Below are 25302 nucleotides of genomic sequence, written 5' to 3' on the forward strand. Positions count from 1 at the left end.
CCATGACCAAGTGGGAATACTTCACCGCGCCCGTGCTGAGCCACGTGAGCCAGCAGATCCTGAACAACTTCGGTTCCGAGGGGTGGGAGCTGGTGCAGCTCGTCCCCGGCCCGAATCCGGACACCCTGGTGGGCTACTTCAAGCGCCCGCTGCCCGAGGACAAGTGATGAAGCCCAGCGAAAAGTTGGCCGAGCTGGGGATCGAGCTGCCGGCCGTGGCCAAGCCCCTCGCCGCCTATGTGCCCGCCGCCAAGGTCGGCAACCAGGTCTGGACCAGCGGTCAGCTGCCCGTCGTCGACGGCAAGCTGACGGTCACTGGCAAGGTGGGGGCCGAGGTGAGCCCGGAGATTGCCAAGGGACAGGCCAAGTTGGCCATCCTCAATGCCCTGGCCGCGGCGGCAGACGTCGCGGGCGGGATCGACAACATCGCCCGGATCTGCAAGATCGTGATCTTCGTCGCCAGTGATCCCGCCTTCACCGGCCAGCCGGCCGTCGGCAATGGCGCGTCGGAAACCCTGGGTGAAATCTTCGGCGAACAGGGCGTGCACGTGCGCAGCGCCGTCGGGGTCAGTGCGCTCCCGATGGACGCTCCCGTGGAGATCGAGCTGGTGTGCGAACTGGCCTGACGGCCGCCACCAGCAAAAAGCGTAATCAGCGACGGGCCACGTCGCCCGGGCGGCTCGAGCAGTCGGCCGTGGCGACGGGACTCGACGCGAGCTGCAGCATGGGCTCCTCGCCGATATCCTGCTTGAGCAGCACCGCGGACCAGGACTTCACCTCGGGGCGCTGGCGCAGCAGCTGCCGCCGTTCCCGCTCGGTCAGACCGCCCCACACGCCCCACTCGATCCGGTTGTCCAGCGCCTCGGCCAGGCAGGTTGAGCGCACCGGGCAGCCCAGACAGACGGCACGGGCACGCTTCTGGTCCTTCCCCTCCGGGAAGAGGGCATCCTCCATCCCGCGGCAGCGGGCCATCAGGGTCCAGTCATCGGGTTCGACGAGAGTCATTGCAGCTCTCCTTCCACCTGGGGCAAGCGACCACGCCCCACATTGGGCATAGTCAGCGCGTCTTTGGCCGAATCTAGCGGGTAGTACAGCGGTTGACAATCCCCTGTGGAAAGTCATCCCAAACACGGCGCCGACGGGTGTGGACCCACTACCTCCCACGCGGGGGCGAGAAGGGGGCCGGATCTCTCACGTATTCTTGGTCTCATGACTTCTCGCAAGCTGGGCAGCAATGCCTACCACTTGGCCTGGTTCGGTGCGTTGAGTGTGCTCTGCGGCCTGCTGGTCGCCGGGCTCGCCCTTCCCGCCGCCTTCCTCACCGGCTCGGTGGTCAAGGCTGGCGCCAACTCCCTGGAGGCGCTGCCCGCCGACCTGACCATCGGTCAGCAGTCGGAGCGGTCCAAGGTGCTGATGGCCGATGGCAGCACGCTGGCCGAATTCTATGCCGAGAACCGCGTCTACGTGCCGCTGAACAAGATCGCCCCCATCATGCAGGTGGCCCAGGTGGCAATCGAGGACGACCGCTTCTTCGAGCACGGCGCCATCGACTTCAAGGGCACCGCCCGTGCCGCGGTCCGCAGCGCGTCGGGTTCCACGCAGGGCGGCTCCACCCTGACCCAGCAGTACGTGAAGCAGGTGCAGATCGAGGCGGCCGTCGTCGCCAATGACAAGGAGGCCCAGGCGGCGGCCACCGAGCAGACCCTGACCCGCAAGGTGCGCGAACTTCGCTATGCGGTGGCGGTGGAGAAGAAGCTCACCAAGAAGCAGATCCTCGAGCGCTACATGAACATCGCCTACTACGGCGCCAACGCCTATGGCGTCGAGGCCGCCTCCCGCCGCTACTTCAACACCACGGCCGCCAAGCTCACCCTGGGTCAGGCCGCAATGCTGGCCGGCCTGGTGCAGAACCCGGCCGCCACCGACCCGATCAACAACCCCACCGCCGCAATCAACCGGCGCAACATCGTGCTGAACCGGATGGTGGAGCTGAAGAAGATCACACCGGCGCAGGCCGAAGCCGCCAAGAAGGAGGGCTTCGACAAGTCCAAGGTGCAGACGCCGCCCAATGACTGCGTCTCCTCCCGCTTCCAGACCCTGTGTCTGTACGTGAAGAATGTGCTGCTCAGTGACGACTTCAAGGTGCTCGGCAAGACCCGGGACGAGCGACTGGGCGCGCTCCAGCGTGGTGGCCTGACCATCAAGACCCTGATTGACCCGCAGGCCCAGGCGGCCGCCGAGAAGGCGGTGAACCGGGTGATCGCCCCCACCGACCCGTTCATCTCCACCGCGGTGCTGATCCAGCCCAAGAGCGGCCTGATCGTTGCGATGGCGCAGAACCGGACCAAGATCGGCACCAAGCCGGGCCAGACCTGGTACAACTACTCGGTCGACGCCAGCCATGGCGGCGCGGAGGGTTACCAGGCTGGCTCCACCTTCAAGACCTTCACCGTGGCGGCCGCCCTGCAGAAGGGGATCACTCCGAGTCGGAGGTACAACGCGCAGGCCCGGATGAACTTCAAGGGGTCAACCTTCCGGGCCTGCAACGGCCCCTACACCGTCGGTGACTTCCCGGTGAAGAACTCCACCGGAGCCAATGGTGTGATGGACATGCGCAAGGCCACCGAGATGTCGGTGAACACCTACTTTGTCCAGTTGTCCAAGGATGTCGGTCTGTGCAATGTGGTCAAGATGGCCCAGGCCGTCGGCGCCAAGCGCGCCAATGGCAAGGACATGATCAAGGACAAGGTCAGCGCCGACGTCAACGGCGGCTACGACAACATCGCGTCGTTCACCCTGGGCCCGGTGGAGGTCACCCCGCTGTCCATGGCCGAGGCCTATGCCACCTTCGCCAACCGCGGGATCCACTGCAATCCGAACATCGTCGCCTCGGTGACCACCAAGGCCGGCAAGACCGTGTCCGCCCCCGGCGGTGATTGCAAGCGGGTGATCGAGCCGCAGATCGCCGATGGCGTCAGCCAGGTCCTGCAGGGCGTGATCAACAATGGCACCGCCCGCCGGGCGCACCTGAATGATGACCGGGACCAGGCCGCCAAGACCGGTACCACGGACTCCGCCGAGGCGGTGTGGCTGGCCGGCTACACCCCGGACATGGCCGGCGTGTCCATGATCGCCGCGGACAAGCAGGCTCCGCAGTACAAGGGCAGGGAGCGCCGCTCGATCACCGGGCGCACGGCGCACGGCACGGACTGCGGTGGGGGCTGCACCCTGGAGGGCTCGGGCTCGGGCGACGCCGGCCTGATCTGGAAGGCCGCCATGTCCGCGGCCCTGGCCGACGTGGATTCCCCCGGCAAGTTCGTCGAGCCGGGCTCTGACGTCACCGAGGGCAAGAGGGTGGAACTGCCCGACATCGAGGGCATGGGTCTGCAGGACGCGATGGCCGCCGTCGAGGCCGCCGGTTTCAGCACCGAGACGGTGGAGCAGTACAGCTCCCGCCCGGAGGGCACCTACCTGTACGCCTCCCCCAACAGCGGCACCTACCCAACCAGCCGGGTGATCCAGTTCTACGTCTCCAAGGGCCCGCGCCCCGCCAAGACGACGCCAAGCAAGCCGAGCAGCAAGAAGCCCGCCGCCTCCGCGAAGAAGTCCCGATGAGGCCCCTGGCCGGGGCCGTGGCCGGCACCGTGGCCGCTGGCTCGGCCGCCTTGGGCTACGGCCTGTGGGAGGCCCGGCAGTTCACCCTGCAGCGGGTGGCGGTACCGGTGCTCCCACCGGGCCAGGAGCCCATCCGGGTGCTGCACCTGAGCGACATCCACCTGCTGCCCCGGCAACGGTCCAAGTTGGAGTGGATCAGCAAGCTGGCGGAGCTGCGGCCGGACCTGGTGGTCAACACCGGGGACAACTTCTGTTCCCCCGACGCCATCGAGCCGCTGCTGGCGGCCTGGGGAGGGCTTCTGGATGTCCCCGGCGTCTTCGTCTTCGGGTCCAATGACTACACGATGCCGGGCTTCAAGAACCCGGCGAAGTACCTGGCCGGCCCCTCCCAGGTGCACGAGCACTCCAAGCCAGCCCTGCCCTTCGATGACCTGCGGGCGGCCATGACCTCGCGCGGCTGGGCGGACCTCAACCAGCGTCGGGCCGGGCTGGAGGTGGCCGGGCGACGGATCGCCTTCCGCGGCACGGACGACGCCCACCTGGGCCGGGACGACTACTCCGAGGTGGCCGGCCCCGCGCTGGACGGCTTCGACCTGAACGTTGCCGTCACGCACGCCCCTTACCTGCGGCTCTTGGACGCGATGACCGCCGACGGGATGGACCTGATCTTCGCCGGGCACACCCATGGCGGTCAGGTCTGCCTGCCCTTCAAGGGGGCGCTGGTGACCAACTGCGACCTGGACACCGAGCGGGTCAAGGGCGTCAGCACCCACGCCGTGACCGGCGAGGACGGCGTCGAGCACTCCAGCTGGCTGCACGTCTCCGCCGGTCTGGGCTCCTCCCCCTTTGCGCCCTACCGGATTGCCTGCCGCCCGGAGGCGACGCTGCTCACCCTGGTCAGCCGCTGACCGACTCCGCTCCGCCCCTCGACAGAAGCACCAGCCAGCCACCACCCCTGAGGCACCAGCCCAACCACGGCCGCCGAGCCTGCCGAGGCCCAAGCAGGGCCGAATTGGTTCTCCAGCCCAATCTGGGCTACAGTTGTCCACGGCCTTCGGGCCGAATTGCAGTACCGGGGTGTGGCGCAGCTTGGTAGCGCGCGTCGTTCGGGACGACGAGGTCGCAGGTTCAAATCCTGTCACCCCGACGAGGAGTACGGCCGAAAGCTTGCTTTCGAGGCGTACGACGAGGAAGGGGTAGTAGGGCGCAAGCCCGATACCCCGACTGAGCAGGAAGCTGATCCCGGGACATCACAGATGTCCCGGGATCTTCTGTGTCCGCCCTGGCGGTCAGCCGTCCAATTTACTGAAGGTCTGCTGGCTCGCCACGGAACACGCCCATGAAAGACTCCCCTGACAAGTAGGAACGCAGGAAGCCTGTGGTCTATCCACAGCACTTAATACTGAACAACTGAAAACGGGCTTTCCGGATTGCGCAGCTCTGACGGTCCCCATAGAGTTGTTCACAGATGACGAACCCCCGAGCGTCATCGAACAGTGGGAGCAGCAACCCCCCGAGTGTTGCTCCCCGACGTAGGTCTCGAACCCCCGAGCGAGACCTGCACCATGAAAGGCCCCGGCTTCCGCCGGGGCCTTTCTGCATGTGCTGGCCCGACCCCGACACCAAGCTGTTCGAGGACTCCGCCCGATCCAGCGGCAGGAGGGGTACCCGGCATCATGGTGTCACCGGATACCCCTCCTGCCGCTGATCTGGCAGGCCCCTCAGCGGCCGCCGACGGGCAGGCGTCGCAGCACGGGAGCCAGCAGGTCGTCGACCTCACGGATGTGCATCAGCCGAGCGCCGGCCAGGAAGACCAGGCCGAAGCACAGCCCCGACACCGCGCAGGTGACCAGGGACAGCAGCCAGCCAGCGCCGAAGCCGCGCATGCCGTAGACCGCCAGCCAGGCCACCACTCCGGCAGCCACCGAGGCGATCGCCAGCCGGGTCCACAGCCGCACCACGGAGCGCAGCCCCAGGCCGCCCAGCTGGCGTCGGGCAATGGCCATCCAGAGCAGTGCCTGGGCCCAGTTGCCCACCACCAGGCCGACGGCAATGAGCGGCAGCACCCAGCGGTCGGGCAGCAGCCACAGGCCGAGCAGGGCGGAGAACACCTGGACCAGGGTCAGGAAGCCCTGGTAGTAGAAGTTGGCCTTGCCCTCCTCCCGGGCATAGCAGTAGCGCTGCTGCAGCACGCTGATGCCGTAGCCCAGGGTGCCCAGGGCCATGATCCGCAGGGCCAGCACCACCGGCTCGGCCTGCCCCGGGGGGAGCCGCAGCATCACGTTGACCACCGGCTCCGCCATCGCGATCATCGCGGCGCTGGCCGGGATCACCGCCACCGCGGGAGTGCTCAGCGCCCGCACCAGCAGCCGCCGCAGGCCGCGGACGTCGCCGGCCTGCCAGGTGCGGCTCATCTGCGGGAAGAGCGCGGTCAGGATGCTCACCGTGATCAGGCCGTGCGGCAGGGTGAAGATCAGGTAGGCGAAGTTGTAGGAGGCGAAGCCGCCGACGTGGGGCACGTCGGGCAGGCTGGTCAGCACCACCTGCACCACGAAGCCGCCGGCCAGGGAGACCAGCAGGGCGCTCAGGGTCCAGCCCACCATCTTGGAGGCCGAACCCAGCCCCGACCCCCGCAGCCCGAAGCGCGGCCGGTAACGGAAGCCGCTCTGGATCAGCGGCGGCACCAGGATCAGGGCCTGGACCGCGATGCCCAGGGTGGTGGAGCCGGCCAGCGTCCACACCATCGGCATGGTCCAGGTGGCGGGATCGGTCTGCAGACCCCACTTCCACAGGAAGAAGCCCAAGCCGGCTATCTGCACCACATTGGCCAGCGCGGGCGCCCACATGAAGGAAGCAAACCGGTCCCGGGCGTTGAGCACATTGCCCAGCACGGAGTAGAGGCCGTAGAAGAGCACCTGCGGCATGCAGATCAGGCCGAACAGGATGGACAGGTGCAGCGCAGTGCCGGTCTGGCTGTTGGTGGCCCGGATCAACCACGGCGAGGCGGCCGTGCCCACCACGCCCAGGGCGCCGATGGCCAGGAAGGCGGCCGTCAGCAGCTTGTCGACGTAGACCCGGCCACCATCCTCGTGCTTCATCGCGGCGGTCATCTGCGGGATCAGCACCGCATTGAGCACGCCCGCATTCAGCACGATCAGCAGGTAGTTGGGCATGGTGTTGGCGACGTTGAAGGCCGTCGCCACCGCCGAGGCGGCAACCACCTGGGCGAACAGGAACTGCCGACCCAGCCCCAGGATCCGGCTGGCCAGAGAACCCATCGCCATCAGGGCGCTGTTGCGCGCCACAGAGTTCTTGTTCGCCCCACCTGACGGGGCCTCGACGGGCCCGGTCGACGTGGTCGTCTCCGGGGCGTCGGCCGGCTCGGCCGCCGGAGCTGGCTCTGCAGCCACCGCGGGGGCAGGCCCGGCCGCCGAGACGGCCGAGCCTGTCGCGGTCGGTTCCTCGGCCTTGGTCACCGGCCGGTGCCGGCGTAGACCACGGCCTCCCCATCGGCGTCGAGGCCGAAGGCGGTGTGGGCCGCGCGCACCGCATTGTCCACGTGATCGGCATCCACCACTACGGAGATCCGGATCTCCGAGGTGCTGATCATGTCGATGTTGATGTCCGCGTCGGACAGGCTGCGGAAGAACTTGGCGGTCACGCCCGGGTGCGAGCGCATCCCGACACCGATCACCGAGACCTTGCCGATCCGGTCGTCGTAGAGCAGTTCCTGGAAGCCGATCTTGTCCTTCATCATGTTCAGCACCTCGATCGCCTTGCGGCCGTCGCTGCTGGGCAGGGTGAAGGAGATGTCGGTGCGGCCGCTGGCCACCTCGGAGACGTTCTGCACGATCATGTCGATGTTGATCTCGGCGCGGGCGATGGTGTCGAAGATCTCGGCGGCCTCGCCGGGACGGTCCGGCACCCCGGCGACGGTGATCTTCGCCTCGTGGCGGTCATGGGCGACGCCGGTGATCAGTGCTTGTTCCATCGGATTTCCTTCGGAGAGGTCCTTCACCCAGGTGCCGGGCTTGTCAGAGAAGGACGAACGGACATGAACGGGGACATTCTCGCGGCGGGCATATTCCACGCAGCGCAGGTGCAGGATCTTGGCGCCATTGGCGGCCATCTCCAGCATCTCCTCGTAGCTGATCTCGGGGATGTGGCGGGCGCCGGGGACGATCCGCGGGTCGGCGGTGAAGACCCCGTCGACGTCGGAGTAGATCTCACAGAACTCGGCGCCCAACGCGGCGGCCAGGGCGACGGCGGTGGTGTCCGAGGCGCCACGGCCCAGGGTTGTGACGTCCTTGGTGGTCTGGGAAACCCCCTGGAATCCCGCCACGATCACCACATTGCCGTCCTCAAGGGCGGACTCGACCCGCCCCGGCGTGATGTCGATGATCCGGGCGTCGCCGTGCGAGGCGGTGGTGATCACGCCGGCCTGGGAACCGGTGTAGCTGCGCGCCTCGGCTCCCAGGTCACTGAGCGCCATGGCCAGCAGGGCGGCCGACTGACGCTCGCCCGTGGTGAGCAGCATGTCCAGCTCCCGCGGCTTGGGCTGCGGGCTGACCTGCAGGGCAAGGTCCATCAGCTCGTCGGTGGTGTCCCCCATCGCGGAGATCACCACCACCACCTCATTGCCGGCCAGCTTGGCATTGAGAACCCGGCGCGCCACGCGCTTGATCGAGTCGGCATCCGCCACCGACGATCCACCGAATTTCTGGACGATTCGTCCCATCGCACCTCCCAGTTGCCGGCCACCCGTCGTGGGCGCGCCGCGCACCACTGTACCGAGCAAGACTGCGCCCACCGGGGAGATCCGACGAGTGGAAGCCGGGAGACGCGGGCCGGATCCCGGGGCCCGGGGGCGGCACACAATATTTGCGGCAGGTCAGTTGCCCCACTTCCGGGAGCCCGTGGGATTGCAATTCTGGGTCATCTGACCTGCCGCAAATATTGTGTCAGACCTCAAGGCACCCACCGGGATTCGGCCGTTGGGGACCGTCAGAGCGACGCCCGAGGCCGAACCGGGCAAGATCTAGGCTGGGCTGCATGGAGGAATTGACGCCCAAGCCCTACCGGATCGGCGACGAGGAACGCGACCGCGCCGTCGGACAGTTGCGGGAGCATCATGCGGCGGGTCGGCTGGACGTCGCCGAGTTCGACGAGCGGATGGGCGCGGCCCTGGCCGCACGGACCAGCACGGAGCTGGCCGCCCTCTTCGACGACCTCCCGCCGCTGGACGGGCACCTGCCCGTCATCCCCACGGACCGTCCCGCCGAGATGGCACCGCGCTCCAGCAATGTCTGGAACTGGCGTCAGGGAGTCTCGGGAGCTGCTTTTCCGGCGGCGCTGGTGATCTGCTTCGCCACCGGCTGGCAGTACTGGTGGATCATGCTGATCCCCATGGTGATCTCCGGGGCCCTGCTGGGCGGGCAGGGCAACCAGGACGACGAAGCCCCTGGGAAGGACGCGAAGTCACTTCCTGGGGGCTCGTGAGGGCTGGCGGCAACGCCCCGACAGGCGAGGATCGGGTGTCAGGCCAGCAGGTCCTGGTAGTCGGCGTTCTTGTCGATGTACTCCTTGATGAAGGGGCAGCTGGGCTTGACCTTCTTGCCGATGGTGCGGACCAGGTCAAGGGTCTGCTTGACCAGCTCGGTGCCCACGCCCTGGCCCTCGTACTCGGGGAAGACCTCGGTGTGGTGCAGGTCCAGGACATCGCCCTCGGGCTCGTAGCTGATGAAACCAGCCAGCTGACCGTCGGCGGCGGCCTCATAACGCTTCTTCTCGTTCTTCAGCGCAACAGTGATGTTCATGCCTCGATCCTGCCTGATTGCGCGGGCGATGGACAGAGGTTAAGCCAAGGGCGTCACTGGATGGGACGGGGTGGCAGGTGTCGCCGCAGGTCCGCGTACTCCGGGTTCTTGGTCAGGAAGTGCGCGACGAAGGGACAGCTGGAGACAATCCGGTCCCCGTCGGCCCGGATTCGGTCCAGCGACTGGCGCACCAGCTCGGTGGCCACCCCGCGGCCGGTGAACCGCTCGTCGACCTCGGTGCAGATGATGTCCAGCGAACCGTCCGGCAGGGGCCGATAGTCCATGAAACCGGCCAGGGTGTCGGCCACCCAGGCCTCGTACCGGGTCTTGGCCAGGTTCAGCTCGACGGTCAGATCCATCGTCGCCCCGCTCAGAGCGGCTGGTCGGTGTGGGTGACCCCCATGTCGGTGAGCGCCTGCTCCAGTTGCGCCATCACCGCCAAGGTGTCATCCAGCGGCATGATCTCGCTCTCGGTCCGGCCCGCCAGGATGCACCGGGTGACCTCGTCGATCTCATGGCTGTAGCCCGTTCCCAGCGGGGCCAGGGCCAGCGTGCGCGGGGTGACCCCCTTGCGGTGCAGCACCACCCGGTCCGGGTGGTGGAAGCGGGGCTTGACCTCGGCCCAGCCCTGGTCTCCCATCACCACCATCCGACCGGGGCCGAAGGACTGCAGGGAGACCCCCAGGGTGGCCAGGGCGCCGGACTCGTAGGTCAGCACCATGCCTGCCTGCGCATCCACCCCATTGGGGTAGAGGCTGCCGTTGACGGTCAGTTCCTTGGGGCTGCCCAGGAAGTCCTGGGCAAAGTGCAGCACGTAGACGCCCAGATCCAGCAGGGCTCCCCCGCCCAGGTCCTTGGCGAACAGCCGGTCCTCCGGGTTGAAGTCGCGTTGCGCGTACAGGTCACCCTGCACTCCCAGGATGGTGCCCAGCTGACCCTCCTCGATCACCTCGTGCAGGGCGCGCACAACGGGCTGGAAGCGGGTCCACAAGGCCTCCATGGCAAACACATTGGCCTCGCGGGCGGCGTCGACGATCTCCTGTGCGCCGGCCAGCGTCGTCGCGAAGGCCTTCTCCACCAGCACATGCTTGCCATTGCGGATGGCCTCCAGGGCGATCGCCTTGTGCTGCGGGTGCGGGGTGGAGATGTAGACCACATCCACCTCGGGGCAGGCACACAGCTCCTGGTAGCTGCCGAAGGCGCGCTCCAGGCTGTACTTGGTTGCGAAGGCCTGGGCCCGCGTGAGGTCCCGGGAGCCGACGGCGAAGGCGACGGCGTCGGGCACGTGCTCGAAGTCCTGGACGAAGGCCTGCGCCATCCGTCCGGGTCCGGCGATCCCCCACCGGACAGGGCGCGATGCCATTTGGTCTGTGTGTGCCGCCGTCGTCTCCATGCCCCCAGCCTGTCACGTCCGGACGACATCGGAAAGGGCCGCCCCGGCAGGATGGTCCGCGCCCCCGCAGCACCGCGACGACGCAGCGGGATGGTCCGCGGGTCCACAGCCCAGCGCTCAGGTCCAGGTCACGGTAGCCAACCGACGCAGGGGCCGCTCCCGGGATTTCCGGGAGCGGCCCCTGCTGGCGTCCGAATCACGCCATCGAGCTGATCTTCTGCCAGTGCTGGCCGATCTGCTTGGCCTTGCCCCAGCGGCCATTGCCGAGGTTGGCGTAGTAGTACAGGTTGCCATCCCGGCGGACGCCCACCATGTCCCGTCGGCCGTCCCGGTTCAGGTCTCCGGGGCTGTAGACCTGGCTGAAGTTGGTCCAGCCGTGGCCCACCACCGTGGTGGCGGTGATCCGGGCCCGGGAATCCAGGGTGTAGCGGTAGAGATTGCCGTCGGTGTTGATGGCCAGCAGGTCCGCCCGGCCGTCGCCGGAGAAGTCGCCGACGGAGAAGATCTCCCGCATCTTGCCGAAGTTTTGGCCGATGGTCACCGGGTCACTCACCCGCACCGGCCGGACCGACTGCCGGGTGAGCCGGTTGTCCTTGCGGATCACCAGCAGCTCCGCGGCACCGTCCCCGTTGACGTCGTTGAGCACCGTGATGTCCTTGGCGTCATTGAAGCCGTAGCCGATGATGGTGGCGAAGCCGGCCCGGTTGTTGCCCATCATCCGCTGCTGCCACAGCGTGCCCGAGCTGTCCCGGGCCAGCAGGTCGGTGGCGCCGTTGTGGTCCATGTCATTGGCCTTGCCCACCCAGGTGTAGGCGGAGTTGACGCCGCGGGCCCCGGTGCCGACGGCATTGGCCAGCGCCGGGCCGGAGACGGTGCGATAGGTGACGATCTGGCCCTGGCTCAGGGCCACCACGTCGGCCACCCGGTCATTGGTGAAGTCGCCGTGGTGGTTGCTGGTGCCCTCGGAGCGTGGCCAGCCGACCTTCGCGATTCCCTCCCACTCCGTGGCGGGCAGCACGTCGACGCGCTGGTTGGTGCGCAGGTCATGGAAGCTGAGCAGGTTCGGCGCCTGCCCCATCGAGACCAGGGAGCCGGTGACGCACCGGCCGGGAGCCAGCAGCTGGTTCTTCAGGCCGTAGTACAGGTAGCCGTCGTGCGGCTGGTAGATCCGGGTGTTGCGGTCCTTGGTGGTGTAGCTGAAGGTGTCCGGGCCGACGGGCTGGGGCTCCGAGCCCCGGTTGCAGACCTTCACCTGGTGCTCGAAGACGTCCGATTCGCCCAACTTGTCGCCGTAGCCGACGCGCAGCTCGACATTGCCCACCCGGCGGGTCTCGCCGAAGTTGATGTAGGACGTCTTGCCGGGTTGCACCGGGTCCGCGGCCCGGGCGGGGGTGAGGGACAGCCCGAGGCTGGAGACCAGCCCGAGGCTGAGCGTCAGGGTGGCGAGCCGACGGGTGTGGCGCGGGTGAGTGCCGTTCATGATCTCTCCTGTGAATGCGGGCCGGCTCCTGTGCGGCCTCCTGCCCTCACTACGCCCCACCCCCACCGGGGCGTTGCATCACTTCCCCAAATATTGACTAAGTGAAACTGCCCGTCGTCCTCAGGAAGGACGACGGGCAGTATCCGTGCCGGTCCACCGCGCATGCAGCGCGACGGAGCGCTGGGCTCAGGCCTTGGCGACCTGCACCGCGAGACCCAGATCGGTCTCCTCGGCCCAGCCGTCGGCCTTGGTTGCCGGAGTGATCGAGGTGGCCAGCACCTCGTCGGCGATCAGCTGGGAGTGCGCCGTGATGGCCTCGGCCAGGTCACCGTCGGCGGCCCACTGCAGGCTGATCCGGTCGCTGACCTGCAGGCCGGTGGCCTTGCGGGTCTCCTGGACGAAGCGGATCACGTCGCGGGCCAGGCCGGCCTGCACCAATTCCGGGGTGAGCTGGAGGTCCAGCGCCACCGTCTCCCCCTGCTCGTTGACAACGCTCCAGCCCTCCCGCGGGCGCTCGGAGATCAGCACCTCGTCGGCGCTCACCTCGGTGCCGCCCTCGAAGTCCACCGTCGCGGTGCCATTGGCGGTCAGGTCCGCGGCCAGCTTGGCGGCGTCGGCCTCGGCGATGGCCTTGGCCACCAGCGGCGTCTGCTTGCCGAAGCGCTTGCCCAGGGCGCGGAAGTTGCCCTTGGCGGAGTAGTCGACGACGTCGCCGGCCGAGCTGAAGGACTCGATCCGGGCGATGTTCAGCTCGGCTGCGATCTCCGCCACGAGGCTCTCGTCCAGCTGCGCGTGGGCATAGCTGGGCACCAGCATCCGGGCCAGCGGCTGGCGGGTCTTGACCTTGGCCTCGGCCCGGGCGCTGCGACCCAGCTCCACCAGGCGCTTGGTCATGTCCATCGCCTTGTCCAGCTGCTCGTCGATCACCTCGGTGTTGGCGGTGGGCCAGTCGGCCAGGTGCACGGACTTCGGGGCCTCGGGATTGGTGGCGACGAACAGGTCCTGCCAGACCCGCTCAGTGATGAAGGGCACCATCGGCGCCATCAGCCGGGTCAGCACCTCCAAGGTCTCGTGCAGCGTGGTCAGGGCGGACTGGTCGCCGTCCCAGAACCGCCGACGACTCCGCCGGACGTACCAGTTGGACAGCTCGTCGACGAAGTCGGCAATCCGGCTGCCGGCGTGCTGGGTGTCGAAGCGCTCCAGAGCCTCGGTGACGTCCACGACGAGCTGGTTGGTGGCGCTCACCAGCCACCGGTCCAGGACATGCCGCTGGGCGACGGCGGGGGCGGAAACGCCGGCCGAACCCGCCGAGGCCCCGGGCGTCCACCCATTCGCGTTGGCGTACAGCGCGTGGAAGGCCACGGTGTTCCAGTAGGTCAGCAGCACCTTGCGGATGGTCTCGGTGATGGTGCCGTCGCCCACCCGTCGCGCCGCCCACGGCGAGCCGGAGGCGGCCATGAACCAGCGCACCGCGTCGGCACCGTGCTTGTCCATCAGCGGGATGGGCAGCAGGATGTTGCCCAGGTGCTTGCTCATCTTGCGGCCGTCCTCGGCCAGGATGTGGCCCAGACAGAGCACGTTCTTGTAGCTGGACTGGTCAAAGACCAGGGTGTTCACCGCCATCAGCGTGTAGAACCAGCCGCGGGTCTGGTCGGTGGCCTCGCAGATGAAGTCGGCCGGGTAGTTGGCCTCGAACTTCTCCTTGCTGCCCTCCACCCACGGGAAACCCCACTGTGCAAAGGGCATGGAGCCGGAGTCGAACCACGCGTCGATCACCTCGGGAACCCGGCGGTAGGTGCCGGGCTTGCCCTCGACGGTGAAGGTCACGTCGTCGACGAAGGGCCGGTGCGGGTCCATCGTCGCCAACTCGGGATTGCCCGCCAGCTGCGCCAGCTCCGCACGGGAACCGACGCAGACCAGATCCGTCGGGTCCTGGTCATTGCGCCAGACCGGCAGCGGCGTACCCCAGTAGCGGCTGCGGCTCAACGCCCAGTCGATGTTGTTCTCCAGCCAGTCACCGAAGCGGCCGTGCTTGATGGACTCCGGGTACCAGTTGGTCTTCTCGTTCTGCTCCAGCAGCTGCTGCTTGCGCTGGGTGGTGCGGATGTACCAGCTGGGCATGGCGTAGTACATCAGCGGCGTGTGGCAGCGCCAGCAGTGCGGGTAGGGGTGTTCGTGGTCCAGGGTGCCCAGCAGCAGACCGGTCTCCCGCAGCTTGTCGATGATCACCGGGTCCGCGGCCTTGAAGAAGAGACCGGAGACAAAGCCCTGGCCCTCCTTGAAGCAGCCGTCGACGCCGATCGGGTTGACGAACTCCACCCCGTGGCGCTTGTTGGACTCGTAGTCGTCCTGGCCGAAGGCGTAGGCCTGGTGCACCAGACCGGTGCCCTCACCCAGCGCGACGTAGTCCTCGCACACCACGAAGAAGGCCTTGCCCGGCTGCTCCATGCAGTCGAAGGGCCGCTGGTAGGTCCAGCCCTCCAGCTGCTGGCCGGTGTAGGTCTCGCCGGGCTCCCAGCCCTCGCCCAGCGCGGTGGGCACGTTCTCGGTGGCGATCACCACGGGGGTCTCGCCGTCCTTGCGGGCGACGGTGTACTCCAGTTCCGCGCCGGCAGCGACGGTGACATTGGCGATCAGGGTCCACGGGGTGGTGGTCCAGATGGCCAGGTCCGCCTTGCCGGCCAGCGGGCCGCTGGTCAGCGGGAAGCGGGCGAAGACGGTGGTGTCGACGGTGTCCTCATAGCCCTGCGCCAGCTCGTGGTCACTCAGGGCGGTCTGGTCATGCGGGCAGTAGGGGGCGACGCGGAAGTCCTCCACCAGCAGGCCCTTGTCGAAGATGGTCTTGAGCGCCCACCACTCGCTGTCCACGTACTCCGGGGCCATGGTCCAGTAGGCCTCGTCCATGTTCACCCAGTAGCCCATCCGCTGGGTGAGCTCGGCAAACTGGCCGACGTGGCGGCTGACCGATTCCCGGCACCTGGCGTTGAAGGCCTCCACGCCGAAGTCCTCGATCTGGTCCTTGGAATCGATCCCCAGTTCCTTCTCCACCGCCAGTTCGACGGGCAGGCCGTGGCAGTCCCAGCCGGCCTTGCGGTCCACCCGTCGGCCCTGCATGGTCTTGAACCGGGGGAAGACGTCCTTGAAGACCCGGGCCTCGATGTGGTGGGTGCCGGGCTGACCGTTGGCGGTGGGCGGGCCCTCGTAGAAGGTCCACGGCTCGCCGTCGGCGGTCTTGGCCAGGGTCGCCTCGAAGGTCTTGTTCTGGTCCCAGAAGTCCAGGACCTCGCGCTCCATCTCCGGCAGGCTGATCTGCGCCGGGACGCTGCGATAGGTCAGGCCAGCGGCCTGCCCGGGCACGGCCTGTGCTGATTCTTCGGTGCTCATCGGATTCCTCTTCGTCGGGTCTTCAGACGAAGGGACGAGACTGCCGGACTCCTGTCCGGGCGGCCCGCGGTACCACCCTCCTTGGATTCCGTGGCCTGGCTGGGCCGACGGACATCCCGCTCTTGCTCGTCGCGGCCGGGTCTAGTGAGCGCCTCTCCCGATGGGCTGGCGCCGTTCTTCCGGCAGCTCCGGGGTGATGGCCCCATCAGTGCCGTGCGACGCGCTCATTCTAGGCGGACGCGACGGGTGCCCCAAAACGAGTTTCAGGGCCGCCCATCTGCCCTGCCCAACCCGGCCTCCCAACCGTCGACGTCCCATCCGACCCAGGCGACGCCCCACCCGACTTGGCTTGATCTTGGAGTACTTGGCCCGGGCTGGAAGCCGAGCCAATTACTTGTCATGTAGCAACACTTCTGGGACACCTGGATGTCATGACTTCTGGGAGGGGCGGCGCAGCCGCCGGCGCAGCAGGATCATCGCCAGCAGGCCCGCCACCGAGCAGCCCAGCCCCGTCAGGAAGGCGCCGCGGTAGCCCAGGGGATCCACCAGGGAGCCCAGGACGAAGGGGCCCAGCCCGGTGCCCGCGTCCACCACCAGGAAGTAGCTGCCCACCCCGATCCCTGCCCGGGCGGAGCCCACCAGGTTGAGGGCGACGGTCTGCCCGGCGGGCACCAGGGTGCCGTAGCCGAGCCCCAGCAGCGCACCGGCGCCCACCAGCTTCCACTGGTTGTCCGCCAGCGCGGTGGCGGCGAAGCCCAGCACCGCCAGGCAGATGATCGGCAGCATCACGGAGAGGTCCCCGTGCCGGTCCTGCAGGACGCCGGCCACCGGGCGCGATACCGCGACCACCACCGCGAAGGCCAGGAAGAAGGGGCCGACGGCACCGGCCAGACCCATCGCATCCGCGTAGGGGGCCAGCAGGGTCAGGATGGTGCCGAAGGGCATGGCGCACAGCCCCACCACGACGGCCACCGGCAGCACCCGCACGTCGATGTAGTCGGAGACCCGGAAGCCCGCCCCGTGCTCCCGGGGCTGGCGCGGATGCAGCTGCCCGGCCACCAGCAGGGAGAGCGCCAGGGCCACCACGGCGCAGACCACGGCCGCCACGAAGACCCCGTGCTGCCCGGCGGGGCCGCGTTGCAGCACGCTGCCGAACATCGGGCCCAGCCCGGAGGCGATCGCCATCCCGAAGGTGAACCAACCCGAGCCCTCGCCCCGACGGGTGATCGGCACCCGGGCCAGGGTGGCGGCGCCCACCGCCGTCGCCGAGAGGCCGAATCCCATCCCGTGCAGGAAACGCAGGGCCAGCAACGCCACCACCGTGTGGCAGGCGAAATAGGCCAACCCACCCACCAGCATCAGCACCAGACTCGCCACGACGGTGGCTCGCTCGCCCAGCACGGTGAGGATCCGGCCGCTCACCAGCCGGGCCATCATCGCCCCGACGAACCACGCCGTGCCCACCAGCCCGGCCTGGGCCTGACTGGCGTCGAGCTCCTGCAACGCCCACCCGCTCAGCGTCGAGGTCAGGATGTAGAAGATCACCGCGACGCAGAAGTTGGCGATGGTCAGCGACGTGAACAGGCGGGTCCACAGCCGTGGGCGTTGGCTGGTAGTGGCAGTGTCCGTGACAGTGGGGGTGGGCATGAGCGCGATGCTAACCCGTCGTTGAACGGTGAAGTGAACGGGGCGTTCCCCTCTCGGAAACATGCGCCCCGTGGACCACCCGCGTGAGGTCCTCGAGGTCGGCATGCCCGCACCTGGCGCACCGTGGCCGCCCCGGCCGGACCTCCAAACCAGACATGGGTGCTGCGAGCCGGCCGGAAGCGATCGCTGCGCCACTCAATCCACGCGGACCGCCCGGGGCGCCGGGGGCCGGGTCAGCAACCAGGCCAGCCCCATCGCCAGTGGCGGCACCACCAGCAGCACCACCGCCAGCTTCCCCCATGGCGCGCTGAACGGCATCCGGCCTTGCGAGACCCACATCGCCAGGCCCATCGGGAGGAGCCCGGAGAGGATTCCCAGCAGCACGCCAATCAGGGTGCTGACCAGCGCCTGCACCCCCGCCATGGTGCGGATGGTGGCACGGCTGGCGCCCACCCCGGCCATGGTGCGGTGCGCCTCCCGGGCATCCTTCAACCCCAGACCCGTCGTCAGCGCCGCAATCGCCAGCAGCACCGCGATCCCACCCGGGAGCAGGTAGTTGTTCGTCGACGAGTACCCGTCGGTGGGAGCCGGGACCATCCGCAGACCACCCGGAATCCCCAGGACGTCCAGGTCGGCCGTCGCCTGATTGATCTGCAGCACGCTGGGTGCGGCGCCCACATGCAGCAACAGGGCGGGCTGGGTCTTCCCGAGCTTGTGCTTGGCGGCGGTACCTGGCGTGAGGAAGGCGAAGCCGTCAGGCCCGTCAACCACCACCCCGGGCAGCTCCACGGAGAGCTCCGTGGTGCCGTCGATGTTGAGCACACTGGTTTTTCCGTCCCGGACCGACTGCGGATCGGTGCTGACCACACCACCGGAGGTCAGGACGGACAGCACCTCCGGGCTCGCGGCCTCGCCCAGCACCTGTCGCACCTGCTCGGCGGTGGCGACGTACAGCTCCGGGTTGGTCATGGTGCAGGTCTGCCCAGGCGGACACGTGGAGCCGAGGCTGAGCGCCGAGCCGCTGCCGCTGGACGGAACCGTCGCGACGGACACGGCACGCGGCGTCTGCCCCAGGGACTTGCCGACGACGGCGGGCACGGCGTCGGCCTGCTTCTGCGACAAGGCCTTTCCGTCGGCGTCGATGAGTGTGACCGAGCCCCACCCCTGCCGCGGCACCTGGGTGTGGGCCAGATCTTCGGCGCCCAGAGTGCTGAAGGCCACCATCGCGCCGGTGAGCAGGGTGGTGGCCGCCATGGCTGCGGCTACCGTCGACACCCCTCGGCCACGGTGCCGGGCACCGTCGCGAACCGCCAACCGCCACGGCAACGACCCGCCGCGCGACACCCGAGTCACACCGGTCAACAGCCAACCCACATTGGACAGCAGCCCGAAGAAGAACAGGGCGCAACCCAGCATCCCGGAGATCACGAAGTTCTCCACGTGCACGCTTCCGCGCCGCATGGTGCCCGGTTCGGCCTGGTCATTGGCCCAGATCCCGCCCACCACCGCCACCACCAGACCGGCGACGGTCAGGGCACCTCCCAGCCGGGAGAAGGCCGGCGGCCGGCCTGAGTCCGCCTCGGAGCGCATGGCGGCCAGCACGTCCTGCCGGGCCAGCTTGCGGGCGGGCAGCCAGGCCGCCACCGTGGCCGACCCGGCGCCCACCACGGCCAGCAGGACCAGCAGCAGCCACGGGATGTGCAAGCCGGCGAAGCTCGAAATCGGAGCACGAAGGCCGATGCTCACCTGCCAGGCCCCAAGCCCGACGCCCACCAGCACCCCAGCCAGCGCTGCCGGCACCCCCAACACAAGCCCCTGGGCGGCGACGATCCGCTGCAGCACGCCTGCGGGGGCACCAGTGGCGGAGATCAGGGCCAGGCTGCGGCGCTGCTTGGCGACGCCGATGGAGAAGGCCGCGGCCGTGATGGTGGCGGTCAGGGTGCTGATGATCAGCGCGGCCGCCAACAGCAGCGCTCCAATGCTGGCGGTCTGCCCCTCATTGCCCGCATAACTGCTCCGCGTGCTGACGCTCACCCCAGCCCCTTCCCACTTGGCCACTTGCTGCGGGCTGGGCTCGGCACCGATGATGAGGATCTCCGTCGGCTTCGTGCTGGCCAGCCGATGGCCGGGGAAGACCAGGAAGTCCTCGGAGGTCATTCCGCCGACAACCCCGTTGACCCGGTACTCGTGGCCGTCGAGCGTGACCTGCTGGCCGGGCTGGATGCCGTACTGCCACTGGGCATTGGTGGTGACCCAGACACCGGCCCGGTCACCGTCCACCGCGCCCCGCAGCCGGCCACGGAGCCCGGGCTCGGTCCAGTCCGCGGCAGCGACATAGGGCTTGACCGTGCTTCCCGGCCAGTTCAGGCTGACCTGTTGCCGGGAGATCGGCAGGGCACGTTGCCCTTCGGACAAGGTGGGCGTGGTCAGCGGCACCTTCTCGTCGACCTGGCTGATCCGGGCGACGGCCTGCCCCATCTCCTGGGTGATCGCCTCCTCGTCGGTCGGCACGATGCTGAAACCCAGCACCGCCAGGTAGGACAGCACGGCGAGCGGCAGCGCGATCAACAGCAGGATCAGCGCGGTTCGTCCCTTGTGCTGGGCAATGTCGCGGCGGGCAAGGCGCAGGGGAAGCGAAGCATTCATTTCAGTCCCGCCTCAGGCGCCGCGACGAGGACGGGGCTTGGCGGCCAGCAGTGCCGACGGGTCCTGCACCGCCTGCGCCTGGTCCGTTTGCCGGCCGTCGCGCAGGAAGACGACGCGATCCGCCCAGCCGGCATGCCGGGCCTCATGGGTGACCAGGACGATCGCCACCCCCTCGTCGGCGAGGTCTCGGAGCAGGGACATGATCTCGTCGCCCGTGTTGGAGTCCAGTGAGCCGGTGGGCTCGTCGGCCAGGACCAGCCGACGGTCTCCGCAGATGGCCCGGGCGATGGCGATCCGTTGCCGCTGACCACCTGACATCTGGTCAATGAAACGGTCCGCCAGTTCCTCCAACCCAACCCGGCGCAGCGCCACCTCTGCGGCGGCCCGAGCATCCTTGGTGGAGGCGCCGTCCAGCTCCAGCGGCAGCATGATGTTCTCGATGGCGGTGAGGCTGGGCACCAGGTTGAAGTCCTGGAAGACGTAGCCCACGCTGCGGCGCCGCATCCGGGCCAGGTCATCGCGTGACTTGCCCCCCAGCGGTGTGCCACCGATGATCACCTCGCCCGCGGTAGGGGCATCCAGACCGCCCGCGATCCCCAGCAGAGTTGACTTTCCGGAGCCTGACGGACCCATCACGGCCACGAACTCCCCCGGATCCAGGGCGAGGTTGAGCTGGTTCAGGGCGGTGACCAGCGTCTCCCCCTCGCCATAACTGCGGGTTACCCGGCGCATCTCCAGGACGTGACTCATCTCACTTCCCCTTCCGACTGGTGGGTCTGGTGTGCTCGTCGGCCGGCACCTGGGCGCTGGTCCGCGCATCGGACTGGGCGACGACGGGTGCCGTGCTGCGGCGGCCACGACGGGCGGCCCGCACGGCGGCGGACTCGCAGTGGTCCAACCAGCGGATCTCGGCGTCGGCGGCGTGGATCAGGGATTCGATCACCAGCTGCCAGGCCAGGTCATCCGGGTCTGCCTGCCGCCGGGCCCTGATGTAGTTCTGCAGGCTCTCCACCGAGGCCCGGCGCTGGGTCTGGATCAGGCCGGTGACGTCGACGTCAGGCAGCGTGACCGCCAGGGCGATCTTGATGGCCAGCTCATTGCGCGGCGGATTGTTCATGGTGACGGGGCTGGCGAACCACTCGTCCACGGCCCCCCGGCCCGCCTCGGTCAGGCGGTAGACCACCCGACCGTCGGCGTCCTCATCCCCGCGCAGCACCAAACCGTCACGCTCCAGCCGCTCCAACGTGGTGTAGACCTGCCCGATGTTCAGCGGCCACGAGTTGCCTGTGCGCCGGTCGAACTCGCTCTTCAGCTCGTAGCCGTGCCGGGGCTGCTCGCCGAGCAGGGCCAGCAGTGACTGTTTGACCGACATGCGCACTCCTTGGATGCATACTGCGTATGCGCCAATGATTGCATACTCGATATGTGGCGCCAAGGCCGAGTTGACTCATCCACTTATTTTGATAATGATTCTCAGTATGGATAATCGATCTCTTCGTTGCTTCGCTGCCCTCGTCGGCCTCGCCACCCTCAGCGCTTGCGGCTCGGCCAGCGCCCCCGCAGGACAAGGCCCCACCCCAACCGACAGCCCCACCAGCCGACAGACCGTGGACGCTGCCGGGCGAACACCGCGCCTGGCCGTCACCTACGCCGGCGGCGTGCAGGTGATCGACGCGGAGAAGGGCGAGAAGGTGGCGGACTTCCCCCTCGAGGGCTTCACTCGACTCAACCAGGCCGGCAACGGGCGCCACCTGTTGGTGACCGAGGGTGACCACTTCAAGGTGCTCGACATGGGTGTCTGGAGTCACGCCCACGGGGACCACTACCACTCCCGCAAGACCGAACCGCTGCTCACCGACATGACCTTCCAGGGCTCCCACCCCGGCCACGCCGTGCACCACGGTGGCCGAACCGCCCTGTTCTACGACGGTGAGGGGCGCATCGAGTGGTTTGAGCCCACCGGCCTGAGCGTCGAGAAGCCACAGACGCATGAAGTGAAGCTGCCGAAGGCACACCACGGTGTCGCCGTATTCCGTGACGACGATTCGCTGGTGCACACCGTCGGTGACGACAAGGTGCGCACCGGCATCGCGATCCAGGACGGCAGCGACCGCACGGTGGCCCAGAACACGGACTGCCCCGGCGTGCATGGCGAAGCCTCCGCCAAGGGCGCCCTCAGCGTCGGCTGCGAGGACGGCATCCTTGTGATCAAGGGCAACAAGATCACCAAGGTGAAATCCCCCGACTCGTACGGGCGAATCGGCAACCAGGCCGGCAGTGAGAAGTCCACCGTCGTGCTCGGTGACTACAAGGTGGACAAGAAGGCCGAGCTGGAACGCCCCACCCGGATCACCCTCACTGACACCGCGACGGGCGACCTCAAGCTCGTCGACGTGCAGGCCTCCTACTCCTTCCGCTCGCTGGGCCGAGGTGCCGACGGTGAGGCGCTGGTGCTGGGCACCGACGGCAGACTTCGGGTGATCGACCCGAAGTCCGGCAGGATCACGTCGCAGATTCCGGTCACAAGGCCCTGGACCGAGCCCACGGAGTGGCAGAAGCCACGCCCCACGCTGTTCGTGCAGGAAGACCAGGTCTGGGTCAGTGAGCCCGCCAGCAAGCGGCTCCACCGGGTGGACCTCGCAGCGGGGAAGGTGTCGCGCACCGTCACGCTGGACCGGGTACCCAATGAACTGAGCGGCGTCAGGGGCTGAGCCTCTGGGTAGTCCGGGCCGCCCCTGCAGGCGGGCCCCAGAGAGTCTGCGGGGCCGCGCCCAGCCCATGAATGTCATCACCCACCCTCGACGCGCCGACCGATTCACGACGGTCGGCGGCAGTGCGCCAGTAGGCTCGACGGACCTCGCGCACTGCTGGGCAGCACCCTTGGCCGGGCAGGGCGACCATTGACGTCTATCCGGACAAGGCCTCATGAGCACCATTGCCCGCCGTCTCCATACCGCCCTCGGACTGCGCACCTCGCCGTCGATCTTCTTCGGATCGGCCCTGCTGGTGGTGTTGTTCACCGTGACGATGAGCGTCTTCCCCACCACGGTCAAGGGACTGTTCGGTGGGGCCGCCACCTTCCTGAGATACCAGATGGGCTGGTTCTTCACCCTGTCCGTGACCCTGCTGGTGGTCTTCGCCGTGACGCTGGCCCTGTCCCGGTACGGACAGATCAAGATCGGCGACGACGACGCCACCCCCGACTATTCGGGCATCGCCTGGTTCGGCATGCTCTTTGCCGCCGGGGTGGGGGCCGTCCTGATGTTCTGGGGCATCGCCGAACCCATGAACCACTACGCCAAGCCGCCGCTGGACGGCACGGCTCCGTTCAGTGACCGGGCCGCCGACCAGGCCCTGGCCATCGCCAATTTCCACTTCGCCCTGCACATGTGGGCCATCCTGGTGGTGCCCGGGCTGGGCTTCGGCTACTTCACGTACAAGCGCAAGCTGCCGCCACGCGTGTCCTCGGCCTTCCAACCCCTGCTGGGCGACGGGATCCACGGCCCCATCGGCAAGGTGATCGACGTGGTGGCCATCGTCTCCACCGTCTTCGGCCTGTCCATCTCCACCGGGCTGGGCGCGATGCAGATCAACTCCGGCGCCAACTACGTCTTCGGGCTGGAGATCGCGCCCTGGGTGCAGGCCGCCATCCTGGCCCTGATCACCGGCATCGCACTGGGATCGGTCCTGGCCGGCATGGACAAGGGGGTCAAGCGCCTGTCCTACGCAAACATCGTGGTGGTCAGCATCCTGCTGGTCTTCATCCTGGTCACCGGATCCAGCACCGGCACCCTGCGCGCCATCGTCGAGTCCGTCGGCGGGTACGCGGCCAACCTGCCGGTGCTGTCCTTCTTCAATGACCTGCACCACGACGGCCAGTGGTCGGGCGACTGGACGGTCTTCTACTGGGCCTGGACCGTGACCTGGGCGCCCTTCGTCGGCATGTTCGTGGCCAAGATCTCCCGTGGCCGCACCATCCGGGAGTTCGTGCTGGGCACCCTCGGCGCACCGTCGCTGTTCGTGATCATCTGGATGGCCATCTACGGTTACAACGGCATCCAGCAGGACCGGGCCACCGCCCCGGCTCCCGGCCGGGGTGGCGAATTGAGCGAGACGATCGTCACCGAGGGCAATGTCCAGGCCGCCCTGTTCCAGTTCCTGGGTGCCCTGCCCCTGTACCAGGTCACCGCCGTGGTGGCGTTGGTGGCCATCGTGCTGTTCTTCATCACCTCCATCGATTCCGGCGCGTTGGTGATGGACGCCATGGCCAATGGCCACGAGGATCCGGCGCCGCGACGCCAGGGCGTCTTCTGGGCCCTCTCCGTCGGGGCGGTCTGCGCGTCGATCATCCTGACCTCCGGCGAGAACGGTCTGACGGCCCTGCAGGAGGTGATCATCGTGATCGGCTTCCCGATGATGGTGATCAACTTCCTCCAGATGCTGATGGTGATCCAGGCCCTCCGGGAGGATGCCGGCGCGGCACAGCCCATCCGCACCCGGCAGTGGAAGCAGGTGCTGCCGGCCGAGGAGTACGTGCGTCGGGTGCAGGAGGAGGGCGTCGCCGTCGACGAGTACGTGATCCGCCCCGAGTTCGAACCGGGCACCGAGCCCGACTTCGAAACCCATGTTCCCAACACCTTCGCCGTCCGGATGGAGCAGACCGGCAAACCGTTGCTGCTGGTGGCGATCACCGGCGGGGCCGCCTCGGGGACGTCGATCGTCGCCGAGGAACTGGGCCGGCTGGGCGCCGTCGTGATCGACGCCGACCTGATCAACAGCACCTTGCTGGACACCGACCCCGCGGTTCAGGAAGAGATCCGGACGGTCTTCGGCGACGACATCGTCGCCGCCGATGGCACCGTCGACCGCCGGGCCCTGGGCCGGCTGACCTTCTCCTCCCGTGATGCCCGACTACGGTTGGAGGCCATCATGCACCCGCGGATCATCACCCGGATCGAACAGCTGGCCCGCGACGCCGGCCCGGACGCGGTCGTGGTGGTGGACGCTCCGTTGCTGGCCGAGGCGGGCCAGAGCCAGCGCTTCGACGAGGTGCTGGCCGTCTCCAGCCAGGTCGAGCATCGCGTCGAGCGGCTGATGAAGGAGAAGGACATCCCCCGCGAGGCCGCCTGGGAACGGCTCGAGGCCCGGGTCACGGACGACGAACGAGCCCAGATCGCCACCCACGTCGTCACCAATGACGCCGACATCGACGGCCTGCGCGCCCAGGCCCGCGGCTTCTGGGAGGCCACGGTCCAGCCGGTCCTCGACGAGCACCAGACGGCCGTTCCGTAAGTCGGCCGGGCCCCGTCGTAGAGTTCCCGG

Annotated in this window: 19 protein-coding genes and 1 tRNA gene; 8 read left to right on the forward strand and 12 right to left on the reverse strand. The window is 68.2% G+C overall.

All coding sequences use genetic code 11. The annotated features are described in order from the left end of the window. The first annotated feature begins 2 nt into the window (after nt 1–2). A complete protein-coding gene (locus AAEX60_RS10425; RefSeq protein WP_342090496.1) occupies nt 3–167 on the forward strand; it encodes a DUF4177 domain-containing protein in 165 nt (54 codons plus the stop codon). After that, complete coding sequence (locus AAEX60_RS10430) at nt 167–625, forward strand: RidA family protein (protein WP_342103297.1); 459 nt, start codon at nt 167–169, stop codon at nt 623–625. Before AAEX60_RS10425 ends, AAEX60_RS10430 begins: the two co-directional genes overlap by 1 nt. A gap of 25 nt (nt 626–650) precedes the next feature. On the opposite strand, the gene AAEX60_RS10435 is transcribed toward AAEX60_RS10430, so the two are convergent. After that, on the reverse strand, nt 651–1004 hold the full coding sequence (locus tag AAEX60_RS10435) for a WhiB family transcriptional regulator (protein ID WP_342103298.1): 354 nt from the start codon (nt 1002–1004) through the stop codon (nt 651–653). Nucleotides 1005–1208: 204 nt separating this feature from the next. On the opposite strand from AAEX60_RS10435, the gene AAEX60_RS10440 reads away from it, so the two are divergent. The 3 genes from AAEX60_RS10440 (at nt 1209) to AAEX60_RS10450 (ending at nt 4761) form a co-directional block, all read left to right on the forward strand. Next, complete coding sequence (locus tag AAEX60_RS10440) at nt 1209–3614, forward strand: transglycosylase domain-containing protein (protein WP_342103299.1); 2406 nt, start codon at nt 1209–1211, stop codon at nt 3612–3614. Beyond that, a complete protein-coding gene (locus AAEX60_RS10445) occupies nt 3611–4522 on the forward strand; it encodes a metallophosphoesterase (protein WP_342103301.1) in 912 nt (303 codons plus the stop codon). The genes AAEX60_RS10440 and AAEX60_RS10445 overlap by 4 nt, the downstream gene beginning before the upstream one ends. 165 nt (nt 4523–4687) lie before the next feature. Further along, nucleotides 4688–4761, forward strand: a tRNA-Pro gene (locus AAEX60_RS10450). A gap of 574 nt (nt 4762–5335) precedes the next feature. Here AAEX60_RS10450 and murJ read toward each other — a convergent pair. Further along, nucleotides 5336–6919 carry a murein biosynthesis integral membrane protein MurJ gene (murJ, locus tag AAEX60_RS10455; RefSeq protein WP_342103302.1) on the reverse strand — a complete coding sequence of 528 codons (1584 nt, stop codon included), beginning with the start codon at nt 6917–6919 and terminating at the stop codon, nt 5336–5338. Between the two features lie 167 nt (nt 6920–7086). Beyond that, nucleotides 7087–8352, reverse strand: coding sequence for an aspartate kinase (locus AAEX60_RS10460; protein ID WP_342103304.1), 1266 nt, complete (start codon nt 8350–8352; stop codon nt 7087–7089). 314 nt (nt 8353–8666) lie between these two features. Here AAEX60_RS10460 and AAEX60_RS10465 point away from each other — a divergent pair, with 314 nt between their 5' ends. Then, nucleotides 8667–9113, forward strand: a complete 447-nt coding sequence (locus AAEX60_RS10465; protein ID WP_342103306.1) for a DUF1707 SHOCT-like domain-containing protein — start codon at nt 8667–8669, stop codon at nt 9111–9113. Nucleotides 9114–9151: 38 nt separating this feature from the next. Here the strand turns inward: AAEX60_RS10465 and AAEX60_RS10470 are convergent, their stop codons facing one another. The 9 genes from AAEX60_RS10470 to AAEX60_RS10510 all read right to left on the reverse strand — a co-directional run bounded on the left by AAEX60_RS10470 (nt 9152) and on the right by AAEX60_RS10510 (nt 21352). Then, on the reverse strand, nt 9152–9430 hold the full coding sequence (locus AAEX60_RS10470; RefSeq protein ID WP_342103308.1) for a GNAT family N-acetyltransferase: 279 nt from the start codon (nt 9428–9430) through the stop codon (nt 9152–9154). A gap of 53 nt (nt 9431–9483) precedes the next feature. Then, nucleotides 9484–9789, reverse strand: a complete 306-nt coding sequence (locus tag AAEX60_RS10475; RefSeq protein WP_342103309.1) for a GNAT family N-acetyltransferase — start codon at nt 9787–9789, stop codon at nt 9484–9486. An 11-nt stretch (nt 9790–9800) separates the two neighbouring features. Continuing rightward, entirely contained in the window at nt 9801–10793 is a 993-nt protein-coding gene (locus AAEX60_RS10480) for a Gfo/Idh/MocA family protein (protein ID WP_342103311.1), read from the reverse strand. A gap of 226 nt (nt 10794–11019) precedes the next feature. Then, complete coding sequence (locus AAEX60_RS10485; RefSeq protein WP_342103313.1) at nt 11020–12303, reverse strand: FG-GAP-like repeat-containing protein; 1284 nt, start codon at nt 12301–12303, stop codon at nt 11020–11022. 186 nt (nt 12304–12489) lie between these two features. Continuing rightward, on the reverse strand, nt 12490–15687 hold the full coding sequence (gene ileS / locus AAEX60_RS10490) for an isoleucine--tRNA ligase (protein ID WP_342103314.1): 3198 nt from the start codon (nt 15685–15687) through the stop codon (nt 12490–12492). A 429-nt stretch (nt 15688–16116) separates the two neighbouring features. Further along, the gene (locus AAEX60_RS10495; protein ID WP_342103316.1) at nt 16117–17334 is read right to left on the reverse strand and encodes an MFS transporter; all 1218 of its coding nucleotides are present in this window, start codon (nt 17332–17334) and stop codon (nt 16117–16119) included. Nucleotides 17335–17529: 195 nt separating this feature from the next. Beyond that, nucleotides 17530–19980, reverse strand: coding sequence for an FtsX-like permease family protein (locus AAEX60_RS10500; RefSeq protein WP_342103317.1), 2451 nt, complete (start codon nt 19978–19980; stop codon nt 17530–17532). 12 nt (nt 19981–19992) lie between these two features. Beyond that, nucleotides 19993–20730: an ABC transporter ATP-binding protein gene (locus AAEX60_RS10505; RefSeq protein ID WP_342103319.1), complete on the reverse strand. Its 738-nt coding sequence runs from the start codon at nt 20728–20730 to the stop codon at nt 19993–19995. 1 nt (nt 20731) lies between these two features. Then, nucleotides 20732–21352, reverse strand: a complete 621-nt coding sequence (locus tag AAEX60_RS10510) for a PadR family transcriptional regulator (protein ID WP_342103320.1) — start codon at nt 21350–21352, stop codon at nt 20732–20734. Between the two features lie 235 nt (nt 21353–21587). Between AAEX60_RS10510 and aztD the strand changes: the two genes are divergently transcribed. Next, nucleotides 21588–22691 (forward strand): zinc metallochaperone AztD, encoded by a 1104-nt coding sequence (aztD, locus tag AAEX60_RS10515; RefSeq protein ID WP_342103322.1) that lies wholly within the window; start codon nt 21588–21590, stop codon nt 22689–22691. Between the two features lie 214 nt (nt 22692–22905). Then, nucleotides 22906–25272 (forward strand): dephospho-CoA kinase, encoded by a 2367-nt coding sequence (gene coaE / locus AAEX60_RS10520; RefSeq protein ID WP_342103324.1) that lies wholly within the window; start codon nt 22906–22908, stop codon nt 25270–25272. Nucleotides 25273–25302: the final 30 nt, after the last annotated feature.

The organism is Luteococcus sp. H101 (assembly GCF_038433155.1).
Taxonomy (GTDB): domain Bacteria; phylum Actinomycetota; class Actinomycetes; order Propionibacteriales; family Propionibacteriaceae; genus Luteococcus.

Coding starts and splice junctions, on each gene's coding strand:
- AAEX60_RS10425 (WP_342090496.1), top strand. CDS start 3: ATGACCAAGTGGGAATACTTCACCGCGCCCGTGCTGAGCCACGTGAGC.
- AAEX60_RS10430 (WP_342103297.1), top strand. CDS start 167: ATGAAGCCCAGCGAAAAGTTGGCCGAGCTGGGGATCGAGCTGCCGGCC.
- AAEX60_RS10435 (WP_342103298.1), bottom strand. CDS start 1,004: ATGACTCTCGTCGAACCCGATGACTGGACCCTGATGGCCCGCTGCCGC.
- AAEX60_RS10440 (WP_342103299.1), top strand. CDS start 1,209: ATGACTTCTCGCAAGCTGGGCAGCAATGCCTACCACTTGGCCTGGTTC.
- AAEX60_RS10445 (WP_342103301.1), top strand. CDS start 3,611: ATGAGGCCCCTGGCCGGGGCCGTGGCCGGCACCGTGGCCGCTGGCTCG.
- AAEX60_RS10460 (WP_342103304.1), bottom strand. CDS start 8,352: ATGGGACGAATCGTCCAGAAATTCGGTGGATCGTCGGTGGCGGATGCC.
- AAEX60_RS10465 (WP_342103306.1), top strand. CDS start 8,667: ATGGAGGAATTGACGCCCAAGCCCTACCGGATCGGCGACGAGGAACGC.
- AAEX60_RS10470 (WP_342103308.1), bottom strand. CDS start 9,430: ATGAACATCACTGTTGCGCTGAAGAACGAGAAGAAGCGTTATGAGGCC.
- AAEX60_RS10475 (WP_342103309.1), bottom strand. CDS start 9,789: ATGGATCTGACCGTCGAGCTGAACCTGGCCAAGACCCGGTACGAGGCC.
- AAEX60_RS10480 (WP_342103311.1), bottom strand. CDS start 10,793: ATGGCATCGCGCCCTGTCCGGTGGGGGATCGCCGGACCCGGACGGATG.
- AAEX60_RS10485 (WP_342103313.1), bottom strand. CDS start 12,303: ATGAACGGCACTCACCCGCGCCACACCCGTCGGCTCGCCACCCTGACG.
- ileS (WP_342103314.1), bottom strand. CDS start 15,687: ATGAGCACCGAAGAATCAGCACAGGCCGTGCCCGGGCAGGCCGCTGGC.
- AAEX60_RS10495 (WP_342103316.1), bottom strand. CDS start 17,334: ATGCCCACCCCCACTGTCACGGACACTGCCACTACCAGCCAACGCCCA.
- AAEX60_RS10500 (WP_342103317.1), bottom strand. CDS start 19,980: ATGAATGCTTCGCTTCCCCTGCGCCTTGCCCGCCGCGACATTGCCCAG.
- AAEX60_RS10505 (WP_342103319.1), bottom strand. CDS start 20,730: ATGAGTCACGTCCTGGAGATGCGCCGGGTAACCCGCAGTTATGGCGAG.
- AAEX60_RS10510 (WP_342103320.1), bottom strand. CDS start 21,352: ATGTCGGTCAAACAGTCACTGCTGGCCCTGCTCGGCGAGCAGCCCCGG.
- coaE (WP_342103324.1), top strand. CDS start 22,906: ATGAGCACCATTGCCCGCCGTCTCCATACCGCCCTCGGACTGCGCACC.